The sequence below is a fragment of the Allobosea caraganae genome (genome assembly GCF_003351345.1).
In the GTDB taxonomy this organism is placed as follows: Bacteria; Pseudomonadota; Alphaproteobacteria; order Rhizobiales; family Beijerinckiaceae; genus Allobosea; species Allobosea caraganae.
In genome coordinates, this window is record NZ_QQTO01000021.1 from 215,582 (window position 1) to 226,559 (window position 10,978).

Annotated in this window: 8 protein-coding genes; all 8 read left to right on the plus strand. The window is 66.5% G+C overall.

The window, feature by feature from the left end; genetic code table 11:
- The first annotated feature begins 88 nt into the window (after window positions 1-88).
- The 8 genes from DWF00_RS15260 to DWF00_RS15295 all read left to right on the plus strand — a co-directional run bounded on the left by DWF00_RS15260 (window position 89) and on the right by DWF00_RS15295 (window position 10,909).
- Window positions 89-1,126, plus strand: coding sequence for a LacI family DNA-binding transcriptional regulator (locus DWF00_RS15260; RefSeq protein WP_114829513.1), 1,038 nt, complete (start codon window positions 89-91; stop codon window positions 1,124-1,126).
- Between the two features lie 86 nt (window positions 1,127-1,212).
- The gene (locus DWF00_RS15265) at window positions 1,213-2,268 is read left to right on the plus strand and encodes a sugar phosphate isomerase/epimerase family protein (RefSeq protein ID WP_114829512.1); all 1,056 of its coding nucleotides are present in this window, start codon (window positions 1,213-1,215) and stop codon (window positions 2,266-2,268) included.
- Between the two features lie 55 nt (window positions 2,269-2,323).
- A complete protein-coding gene (locus DWF00_RS15270; protein WP_114829511.1) occupies window positions 2,324-3,499 on the plus strand; it encodes a Gfo/Idh/MocA family protein in 1,176 nt (391 codons plus the stop codon).
- A 3-nt stretch (window positions 3,500-3,502) separates the two neighbouring features.
- Window positions 3,503-5,023, plus strand: coding sequence for a sugar ABC transporter ATP-binding protein (locus tag DWF00_RS15275; RefSeq protein ID WP_114829510.1), 1,521 nt, complete (start codon window positions 3,503-3,505; stop codon window positions 5,021-5,023).
- Complete coding sequence (locus tag DWF00_RS15280) at window positions 5,020-6,024, plus strand: ABC transporter permease (protein ID WP_114829509.1); 1,005 nt, start codon at window positions 5,020-5,022, stop codon at window positions 6,022-6,024. Before DWF00_RS15275 ends, DWF00_RS15280 begins: the two co-directional genes overlap by 4 nt.
- Window positions 6,025-6,092: 68 nt before the next feature.
- Entirely contained in the window at window positions 6,093-7,043 is a 951-nt protein-coding gene (locus DWF00_RS15285; protein WP_114829508.1) for an ABC transporter substrate-binding protein, read from the plus strand.
- Between the two features lie 657 nt (window positions 7,044-7,700).
- Entirely contained in the window at window positions 7,701-9,305 is a 1,605-nt protein-coding gene (gene pehA, locus DWF00_RS15290; RefSeq protein WP_114829507.1) for a phosphoric/sulfuric ester hydrolase PehA, read from the plus strand.
- Window positions 9,272-10,909, plus strand: coding sequence for an ABC transporter substrate-binding protein (locus DWF00_RS15295; RefSeq protein WP_114829506.1), 1,638 nt, complete (start codon window positions 9,272-9,274; stop codon window positions 10,907-10,909). The genes pehA and DWF00_RS15295 overlap by 34 nt, the downstream gene beginning before the upstream one ends.
- Window positions 10,910-10,978: the final 69 nt, after the last annotated feature.

Genomic DNA, 10,978 nt, shown 5'->3' on the forward strand with positions numbered 1-10,978 from the left:
GGCATGCGACGGAAGGCTGAGACATCGCTGAGTTGATACCTCAGATTCTGAGTTGCGTACCTCATGCCTTCGATGCCATCATTGCCCTATGGGGATCGATGGGCTGCGCATGACTCTGGTCGATGTCGCGAGGGAGGCGGGGGTCTCGCTCGCCACCGTCGATCGCGTGCTGAATGGCCGCCCCGGCGTGCGCGGGCCGACGGTGACCCGGGTGAAGGCCGCGATCGAGAAGCTGGGCTACCGGCCGGACCCGATCGCCTCGCGGCTCGCCCATGGCGGCAGCTTCCGCTTCTGCTTCATCCTGCCCACCGGCACCAACACGTTCATGACCAATCTCGGCGACGCGGTGACGGAGGCCGCGAGCCTGATCGCTGGCCAGCGCGCCTTCATCGACATCCGCCAGACCGATGTTTTCGATCCCGATGCGCTGGCGACGGCGCTGGAAGGCATCGAGAGCCATTATCACGGCGTCTCGGTCGTGGCGCTCGACCACCCGAGGGTGAGGGCGGCGATCGACGATCTGGTCGGCCGCGGCGTCGCGGTCGCGACCCTGGTCTCGGACGTGCCGACCAGCCGGCGGCAATGGTATGTCGGTATCGACCATACCGCGGCCGGGCGCACCGCCGGCACGCTGATGGGCCGCTTCGCCGGCGCGCGCTCGGGCCCGGTCGGCGTCATCGCCGGCTCGCTCAGCCTGCGCGACCATGTCGAACGCCAATTCGGCTTCGGCCAGGTCGTCGGCGATGAATATCCAGCCCTGCGCATCCTGCCGACGCGGGTCGGGCGCGACGATCGCGAGCGGACGCGGGTGGCGGCGCAGGCGATCCTGGCCGAGCATCCCGACCTCGTCGGCATCTATAATATCGGCGCCGGCAACCAGGGCATCGCCGATGCGCTGGAGGAGGCCGGGCGCACCCGCGAGGTCATCCTGATCGGGCACGACCTCACCGTGCATACGCGCCGGCTGCTGCTGCTCGGCGTGATGGACGCGATCATCAACCAGGACCCGGGCCACCAGGCCCGCTCGGCGGCGCGGCTGCTGCTGGCGCATTGCACCGGCGAGCCGATCGTGGCGGCGCAGGAGCGTATCCGGATCGACATCTTCCTGCGGGACAACCTCCCGTAGCGGCCGGCGCCAACGAGCGCTGAGCCGATCAAGAACGACAAGAGCCAAGAACGACAAGACTTCGAGGAAACGTTGGGAGAACGAGAATGCCGACGAATGTGAAGGGCCCGGCCATTTTTCTGGCCCAGTTCGCGGGCGATGCCGCGCCATTCAACTCATGGGACGCGATCTGCCGCTGGGCGGCCGGCCTTGGCTACGAGGGCGTGCAGCTGCCGAGCTGGGACGGGCGGCTGTTCGACCTCGCCAAGGCGGCGGCGTCGAAGGGCTATTGCGACGAGATCGCCGGGGTTGCCAAGAGCCACGGCCTCGCGATCACCGAGCTTTCGACCCATCTGCAGGGCCAGCTCGTCGCGGTCAATCCGGCCTATGACACGGCCTTCGACGGCTTCGCGCCGCCGCAAGTGCATGGCAAGCCCAAGGAGCGCCAGGCCTGGGCAGTCGAGCAGATGAAGCAGGCCGCGAAGGCCTCGCGCCATCTCGGGCTCGACGCTCACGTCACCTTCTCCGGCGCGCTGGCCTGGCCCTATGTCTATCCCTGGCCGCAACGGCCGGCGGGTCTGATCGAGGCGGCCTTTGCAGAACTCGGCAAGCGCTGGACGCCGATCCTCGACGCGTTCGACGAGGTCGGCGTCGATGTCTGCTATGAGATCCATCCCGGCGAGGACATTTTCGACGGCGCGACCTTCGAGATGTTCGTCGATGCGGTCGGCGGCCACAAGCGGGCGGCGATCAACTACGATCCCAGCCATTTCGTGCTGCAGCAGCTCGACTACCTCGCCTTCATCGACATCTACCACGAGCGGATCAAGGCCTTCCACGTCAAGGATGCCGAGTTCAATCCTGACGGGCGCCAGGGCGTCTATTCCGGCTACCAGCCCTGGGTCTCGCGGGCCGGGCGCTTCCGCTCGCTCGGCGACGGGCAGGTCGATTTCAGCTCGATCTTCTCGAAGATGGCCCAATACGGCTACGATTCCTGGGCGGTGCTCGAATGGGAATGCGCGCTGAAGCATCCCGAGGATGGTGCGCGCGAGGGCGCGGAGTTCATCCGCAGCCATTTGATCCGGGTCACCGAGAAGGCCTTCGACGACTTTGCCGGGGCCGAGACCGACACCAAGCAGATCAATGCGATGCTCGGCCTCTGACCTGGCCGGGACAATCGCAGCAAGACCAAGAACGACGACACGGCGGGAGGCCGCGATGGCAAGGCAAGGGCTGAAAGCGCCGACGGGACGAATCCGCCTCGGCATGGTCGGGGGTGGCGAGGGCGCCTTCATCGGTGGTGTCCATCGCATGGCGGCGCGGCTCGACGATCGCTACGAGTTCGTGGCGGGCGCGCTGTCCTCGACGCCGGAGAAAGCGAAGCGCTCCGGCGAGGCGCTCGGGCTCAAGCCCGAGCGCAGCTACGACGACTTCGCCGCCATGGCGAAGCGCGAGGCGCGGCTCTCGAATGGCATCGAGGCGGTGTCGATCGTCACGCCGAACCATGTCCATGCCGCAGCGGCGATGGCCTTCCTCAAGGCCGGCATCCATGTGATCTGCGACAAGCCGCTGACCACGACGCTCAAGGATGCGCTCAGGCTGAAGAAGCTCGCGGATGAGAGTGGCCTCGTCTTCATGGTGACGCATAACTACTCGGGCTACCCGATGGTGCGGCAGGCACGGGCCATGGTCGCTGCCGGCGAGATCGGCGAAGTCCGCGTCGTCCAGGTCGAGTATGCGCAGGACTGGCTGACCGAGAAGCTCGAGGATAGCGGCCAGAAGCAGGCCGACTGGCGGGTCGACCCGGCCCGCTCGGGGGCGGGCGGCTGCGTCGGCGATATCGGCACGCACGCGCATCATCTCGCCGGCTTCGTCACCGGGTTGGGCGTTGCCGAGCTGTGCGCCGAGCTGACCACCTTCGTCCCTGGCCGCCGGCTCGACGACAACGTCCAGATCCTGCTGCGCTACGAGAACGGTGCGCGCGGCATGCTCTGGGCCAGCCAGGTCGCGCCCGGCAACGAGAATGCCTTGAAGCTCAGGGTCTATGGCAGCAAGGGCGGCCTGGAATGGCGCCAGGAGCATCCGAACCAGCTCGTGTTCACGCCGCTCGGCAAGCCGGTGCAGACGCTGTCGCGCGGCATGGGCTATGTCGATGGCGCCGCGTCGCGGGTGACGCGCATCCCGTCCGGCCATCCCGAGGGATACCTCGAAGCCTTCGCGACGCTCTACAGCGAGGCGGCCGAGGCGATCGAAGCGGCGCGGAGCGGCGGCAAGCCGGACAAGGCGGTGATGTTCCCCGGCGTCGATGACGGCGTCGCAGGCGTTGCCTTCATTGAGGCGGCAGTAAAATCCTCGGCCAAGGGCGCCGCCTGGGTGAAACTGGGGGGCGGCTGAGCCATGGCCTTCGTCCTCGAAGCCCGCGAGATCGGTAAGTCGTTCGGCCCCGTCGAGGTGCTGCGCGGCATTCCGCTCGCGCTCAAGGCGGGCGAGGTCCATGCCGTGATCGGCGAGAACGGCGCCGGCAAATCGACGCTGATGCGCATCCTTTCCGGGCATTTGCAGCCGAGCGCGGGCTCGCTGGCCATGGATGACGCGCCGACCGTCTTCGCCAACCCGGTCGCTGCCGAGAGCCGCGGCATCGTTCTGGTGCATCAGGAGATCCTGCTCGCGCCCGATCTCTCGATCGCGCAGAACCTCTTCCTCGGCCGCGAGATGCGGCGCGGGCCCTTCGTCGACGATGCCGCGATGAACCGCATCGCCGCCGCCAAGATGGCGGAGCTCGGCGCGCGGCTCGATCCGAACACGCCGATCCGCGAGCTGTCGATCGCGCAACGCCAATTGGTGCAGATCGCCCGCGCGCTCTTGGCGCCGCACCGCGTCGTGATCTTCGACGAGCCGACCGCGACCTTGTCCGGCGTCGAAGCGGAGGCGCTGTTCCTGGCGATCCACGAGCTGAAGGCCAAGGGCGTCGCGGTACTCTACATCTCGCACCGGCTGCCGGAGGTGAAGGCGATCACCGACCGCGTCACCGTGCTGCGCGACGGCCGCCATGTCGCGACGCGCGATGCGGCCGAGCTCGACCCCGCCGGCATGGCCCGGCTGATGGTCGGGCGCGACATGGCCAATCTCTATCCGCCGCGCACGCCGGCGCCTGAAGGCGAGATCGTGCTGGAGGCGCGCGACGTCGCGGTGCCCGGCTATGTCGAGACGGCCTCCTTCGCGCTGCGCAAGGGCGAGATCCTCGGCTTTGCCGGGCTGATCGGGGCAGGGCGCACCGAGCTGTTCGAGGGGCTCGTGGGCTTGCGCCCTTGCCGCGGCGAGGTCAGGCAGGAGGGCAAGCCCGTTAGCTTCCGCGACGCCGCGCAGAGCATGGCGGCCGGCATCGTCTATCTGAGCGAGGACCGGAAGGGCAAAGGTCTGCTCTTGCAGCAGGACCTGCGGGTGAACCTGACTCTGGCGGCGCTGTCGCGCTTCGCCAAAAGCGGGCTCGTCGCCGAAAGCCAGGAATGGGCCGAGCTCGACAAGGCCATCGCCGCCTTCGACATCCGCGCGCGGCGCAAGGAGATGCTCGCCGGCCAGCTCTCGGGCGGCAACCAGCAGAAGCTGCTGCTCGCCAAGATGATGCTACTGGAGCCGCGGATCGTCATCATCGACGAGCCGACGCGCGGCATCGACATCGGCACCAAGGAGCAGATCTACCGCTTCATCGCCGAACTGGCGGCGCAAGGCCGCTCGATCGTGGTGATCTCCTCGGAAATGCCGGAGCTGATCGGGCTCTGCCACCGCGTCATCGTGATGAAGGCCGGCCGCATCGCCGGCGAGGTGACCGGAGACGAGATCGCCGAGGATCCGATCATGTTCCTCGCCACCGGAGTCCATGAAGAGGAGGTGGTCGAAATGGCCGCCGGCGCAGCATGACCGAGAACGCCATACCGACCACGCCGCCGCCGGAGCGCCGCCGCTTCGCCTTCGACCTGCGCGCGGCCTCGCCCTTCATCGCGCTCCTCGCGCTGATCCTGCTGGGCGCGGTGGTCAACCCGGACTTCCTCACCGCCTCGAACCTGACCAACGTGGTGACGCGCTCGGCCTTCATCGCGATCATCGCGGTCGGCGCGACCTTCGTCATCGCCGGCGGCGGGCTCGATCTCTCGGTCGGCTCGATGGCGGCCTTCACCGCCGGGCTGATGATCCTGACGCTGAACAAGCTCGGCGGGGCCGAGACCTCGACGCTGCTGATGGCGATGGGCGTCGCGCTGATGGTCAGCGCCGCGTGCGGGCTGTTCAACGGGCTCTTCGTCACCATTGGCAAGATCGAGCCCTTCATCGTCACGCTCGGCACCATGGGCATCTTCCGCTCGCTGGTGATCTTCCTGGCGGCGGGCGGCACGATCACGCTGCGCGATTCCGGCATGCGCGAGATGTACCGGCCGATCTACTTTGGCTCGGTCCTGGGCATCCCGATCCCGGTTCTCGCCATCCTGGCGGTCGCCGGCCTCGGCGCGCTGCTGCTCTACAAGACGCCGTTCGGCCGGCATGTCGTCGCCATCGGCTCGAACGAGGATGTGGCGCGCTATTCCGGCGTGCCGATCAACCGCGTCAGGCTGCTGACCTACGTCATCCAGGGCGTCTGCGTCGGCATCGCCGTGCTGATCTACGTGCCGCGGCTGGGCTCGGCGACGCCGACCACTGGGCTGCTCTGGGAGCTGCAGGCGATCACCGCCGTCGTCATCGGCGGCACGGCCTTGCGCGGCGGCGTCGGGCGGATCTGGGGCACGGTCGCGGGCGCCGTGATCCTCGAACTCGTCGCCAACATCATGGTGTTCTCGAACTTCGTCTCCGAATACCTCGTCGGCGCGGTCCAGGGCTCCATCATTATAATCGCCATGCTCGTGCAGCGCAGCTTGCAGCGGGCGCGGTGACTATGCCCGGGGAGAGTCACCCGGCAACGGCTGATGGCTCAAACAGAACGAAACGGAGGGAGAGAACGATGAAACATGTGATCCTGAAATCGCTGGCCGTGGCCGGCCTCGCAGCCGGCCTGTCCAGCGCAGCCTTCGCGCAGCCGAAGACCGTAACGATCGCGGTCTCGATCCCGGCCGCGACCCATGGCTGGACCGGCGGCGTGGTCTATCATGCCGAGGAGACGGCCAAGCAGCTCGAGAAGCTGCATCCGGGCCTCAAGGTCATCGTCAAGACCTCGCCGGACGGGGCGGCCCAGGCCAACGCGCTGGAAGACCTGATGGCGCAGAAGGTCGATGCGCTGGTGGTGCTGCCGTTCAACTCGGACGAGCTGACCAACCCGGCCCGCGAGGTCAAGAAGCGCGGCACCTTCATCACTGTGGTCGACCGCGGCCTGAAGGACGCCTCGATCCAGGACATCTACGTTGCCGGCAACAATCCGGAATTCGGCCGCGTCGCGGGCAAGTACTTCGTCGACAACCTGAAGCAGGGCAATGTCGTGGTCTTCCGCGGCATCCCGACCGTGATCGACGAGGAGCGCGTCACGAATTTCGAGAAGGCGCTGGAAGGCTCGGGCGTCAAGGTCATCGACAAGCAATACGCCAACTGGAACCGCGACGACGCCTTCCGGGTGATGCAGGACTATCTCGCCAAGCATCCGAAGATCGACGCGGTCTGGGCCTCGGACGACGACATGGCGCTCGGCATCATGGAGGCGATCCGCCAGTCGAAGCGCGAGGACATCAAGTTCGTGCTCGGCGGCGCCGGCATGAAGGACATGATCAAGAAGGTCATGGACGGCGACAAGATGATCCCGGCCGACGTCTCCTATCCGCCGGCGATGATCGCGACCGCGATGAACGTCACCGCCGCGCATTTCTACGGCAGCGCGCCGATGCGCGGCACCTACGTGCTCAACGCCCAGCTGATCACCAAGGACAACGCCAAGGACCACTACTTCCCGAACTCGCCGTTCTGAGAGCCGGCCCGATAATTCTACTGGCGAGGTCGTCTGACGCGCCTGTCTGCGCTTCGGTGCTCATGTACAAAAGTACGCTCCGCTCCGGTTCTCGACAGCCACGCCAGTCGACTCGCGCCAGCGAATTCTCGAACCGCCTCTGGCGGGAGTTATGCCCCGGCTCTGGCCGCCAAGATTTGCCGTGAAGGCAAGCTTGGCGGCCGTTTCGATTTTGCGCGGTGCTTGCGGCGCTCGACTCCTCGCAATGGCGGCGGGAGGACAGTCCCGGCGGGCCTGTGGATAAAATTTTTGACGTCTCCGATCTTTTTTAGCGGTATTGAACCGGTTCAATGGCAGCGTTGATTCTTCGGCGCAGTGGTTTTGCGCGCGGATGCGGCGGGGCTCCCGCCAGGGCTTGCAGTATCTCCGCAGTATGCAGATGCAAAAGAGCGCTGACATCTGTTGCGCTATCCGGCGTTCAATAGCCGTGCTGCGACTTAATAGTCTATACTTTTAGGGCTGGCTTGGATGTGAGCTTGAGCCTGTCTCACTTCATCATGACAGGGTTCTGAAACGACCGGCCAAGGCGAAGATTAGCCGGCTTGAAATACGCGAAGTTGCGTCACGCGACCGTCATCCACCAGTCCTACCGAGGCCTCGTTATCAAGCGAGGCAGGCATGACACGTCGCAACGTCCTTCTCATCGTCGTCGACCAGTGGCGAGCCGATTTCATCCCGCATCTGATGCGGGCCGAAGGGCGCGATCCCTTCCTGAAGACGCCGAACCTCGACCGGATCTGCGCGGAAGGGGTGACCTTCAGCAACCACGTCACGGCCTGCGTGCCCTGCGGCCCGGCCCGCGCCAGCCTGCTCACCGGGCTCTACCTGATGAATCACCGCGCCGTGCAGAACACGGTGCCGCTCGACCAGCGCCATTTCAACCTCGGCAAGGCGCTGCGCGCCATCGGCTATGACCCGGCGCTGGTCGGCTACACCACGACGACGCCGGACCCGCGCACGACCGCGCAGAAGGACCCGCGCTTCCTGGTGCTCGGCGACCTGATGGACGGGTTCCGCTCCGTCGGCGCCTTCGAGCCCAACATGGACGGCTATTTCGGCTGGGTGGCGCAGAACGGCTTCGAGCTGCCGGAGAAGCGCGAGGAGATCTGGCTGCCGGAGGGCGAGGATTCCGTGCCGGGCGCGACCGAAAAGCCGTCGCGCATCCCGAAGGAGTTCTCGGACTCGACCTTCTTCACCGAACGGGCGCTGACCTATCTCAAGGGCCGCGCCGGCAAGCCGTTCTTCCTGCATCTCGGCTATTACCGGCCGCATCCGCCCTTCGTCGCGCCGGCGCCCTACCATGCGATGTACCGGCCGGAGGACATGCCGGCGCTGGTGCGGGCTGAATCGCCCGAGGCGGAGGCCGCGCAGCACCCGCTGACCAAGTTCTACATCGACTCGATCAAGCGCGGCTCGTTCTTCCACGGCGCCGAGGGTTCGGGCGCGACGATGGACGCGGCCGAGATCGCCCAGATGCGTGCGACCTATTGCGGCCTGATCACCGAGATCGACGATTGCCTCGGCCGGGTCTTCGCCTATCTCGACGAGACCGGGCAGTGGGACGACACGCTGATCGTCTTCACCAGCGACCATGGCGAGCAGCTCGGCGACCATCACCTGCTCGGCAAGATCGGCTTCAACGACGAGAGCTTCCGCATCCCGCTGGTGGTCAAGGACCCGCGCGGCGCAGACGACAAGCGCGGCGCGATCGAGCCCTCCTTCACCGAGAGCGTCGACGTGATGCCGACCATCCTCGACTGGCTCGGCGGCGAGGCGCCGCGCGCCTGCGACGGTCGCTCGGTGATGCCGTTCCTGAGCGAGGGCCGGCCGGCGAATTGGCGGACCGAGCTGCACTACGAGTACGATTTCCGCGACGTGCACTATTCGCAGCCGGAGCAGGTTCTGGGCCTGCACATGGACCAGTCCAGCCTCTGCGTGATCCAGGACGAGCACTACAAATACGTCCATTTCGCCGCGCTGCCGCCGCTGTTCTTCGACCTCGCCAAGGATCCGAACCAGTTCGTCAACCTGGCGGATGACCCCGCCTATGCCGCGCTGGTGCGCGACTACGCCCAGAAGGCCCTGTCCTGGCGGCTGACCCATGCCGACCGGACGCTGACGCATTACCGCTCAAGCCCGCGCGGGCTCGAAGAGCGCGACCCCAACGCCATCCCATCAGGAGACGAAGCATGGTCGGTTCCCTCACGCGTCGCGGCGCAATAGCGCTCGGCGGCTCCGCCCTCATCCTGCCGCGCTTTGCGATCGCGCAGGCCGATAACCGCCCCTCGATCACGATCGCGGTGCAGAAGATCGCCAATTCCAACCAGCTCGACGTGCTGCGCGAGCAGTCCAATGTCGGCGAGCGGATCTTCTTCTCGTCGCTCTGGGAAGGGCTGATCGGCCGCAACTGGCTCGGCGGCCTGAACACCATTCCCGGCCTCGCGACCGAGTGGAAGCGCATCGACGACAAGACCGTCGAGTTGAAGCTGCGCCAGGGCGTGAAGTTCCACAATGGCGACGAGCTCACCGCCGAGGACGTCGCCTTCAGCTTCAGCAAGCAGCGCATGTTCGGCGACAGCCAGCCCGTGGTCGGCAAGACGATCTCGGCCGATTTCGTCGTCGGCGGCGGCCGCGCCGGCAAGGAACTGCCGGCGGAAGTGCCGGCGGTGGCGCGCCGCTCCTGGCCGGCCCTGCTCGGCGTCGAGATCGTCGACAAGTACACGGTGCGCTTCGTCAACGGCACGCCGGACGTGACCATCGAGGGGCGCATCTCGCGCTATGGCAGCGAGATCATGAACCGCCGCGCCTTCGACGAGGCCGCGACCTATAATGACTGGGCCGTGAAGCCGGTCACGACCGGCCCCTACAGGGTGGCCGAGTACCGTCCCGATGTCTCGCTGCTGCTCGAAGCGCATGACGAGTACTGGGGTGGCCGCCCGCCGCTGAAGTCGATCCGCTTCGTCGAGGTGCCGGAGACGGCCTCGCGCATCAACGGGCTGCTCTCGGGCCAGTACACGTTCGCCTGCGACATCCCGCCGGACCAGATCTCCCAGATCGAGAAGAACCCGGCCTTCGAAGTGCAGGGCGGCACGATCCTGAACCACCGCCTCACCGTGTTCGACAAGAACCATGCTCAGCTGCAGAACCCGCTGGTGCGCCGCGCCATGACGCATTCGATCGACCGGCAAATGATCGTCGACTCGCTCTGGGCCGGCCGCACCACCGTGCCGAAGGGGCTGCAATGGCCCTATTACGGCGAGATGTTCGTCGAGGATTGGTCGGTGCCGGCCTTCGACCTCAAGCTGGCGCGCGACCTCGTCAAGCAGTCCGGCTACAAGGGCGACCCGATCCCCTATCGCCTGCTCAACAATTACTACACCAACCAGACTCCGACCGCGCAGATCCTGGTCGAGATGTGGAAGGAGGCCGGGCTCAACGTCGAGATCCGGATGGTCGAGAACTGGCAGCAGATTCTCGAGCGCACCCCGACCCGCGCCGTGCGCGACTGGTCGAACTCGGCGCCATTCAACGACCCGGTCTCGTCCATCGTCGCCCAGCACGGCCCCAACGGCCAGCAGCAGCAGGCCGGCGAATGGAGCAACGCCGAGCTGAACACGCTCTCGGTCGAGCTGGAGACCTCGACCGACCGCGCCCGCCGCAAGGCCGCCTTCCGCCGCATGCTGGAAATCGCCGAGCGCGAGGACCCGGCCTATACCGTGCTGCACCAGAACGCGACCTTCACCGCCAAGCCGAAAGCCATCGCCTGGAAAGCCGCCCCGGCTTTCGCCATGGACTTCCGTGCCGGCAACTGGGGCCGGCAGAGCTGATCCCCATCCATCACGGCGCGCCCCTCAAAGGGCGCGCCGCTTTCGTTTCGACGCCGGCCTTTTCTCTCG

What these genes read in the sequence shown, in the direction of transcription:
- DWF00_RS15280 (WP_114829509.1), top strand. Translation starts at nt 5,020, where the DNA reads ATGACCGAGAACGCCATACCGACCACGCCGCCGCCGGAGCGCCGCCGC.
- DWF00_RS15285 (WP_114829508.1), top strand. Translation starts at nt 6,093, where the DNA reads ATGAAACATGTGATCCTGAAATCGCTGGCCGTGGCCGGCCTCGCAGCC.
- pehA (WP_114829507.1), top strand. Translation starts at nt 7,701, where the DNA reads ATGACACGTCGCAACGTCCTTCTCATCGTCGTCGACCAGTGGCGAGCC.
- DWF00_RS15295 (WP_114829506.1), top strand. Translation starts at nt 9,272, where the DNA reads ATGGTCGGTTCCCTCACGCGTCGCGGCGCAATAGCGCTCGGCGGCTCC.
- DWF00_RS15270 (WP_114829511.1), top strand. Translation starts at nt 2,324, where the DNA reads ATGGCAAGGCAAGGGCTGAAAGCGCCGACGGGACGAATCCGCCTCGGC.
- DWF00_RS15265 (WP_114829512.1), top strand. Translation starts at nt 1,213, where the DNA reads ATGCCGACGAATGTGAAGGGCCCGGCCATTTTTCTGGCCCAGTTCGCG.
- DWF00_RS15260 (WP_114829513.1), top strand. Translation starts at nt 89, where the DNA reads ATGGGGATCGATGGGCTGCGCATGACTCTGGTCGATGTCGCGAGGGAG.
- DWF00_RS15275 (WP_114829510.1), top strand. Translation starts at nt 3,503, where the DNA reads ATGGCCTTCGTCCTCGAAGCCCGCGAGATCGGTAAGTCGTTCGGCCCC.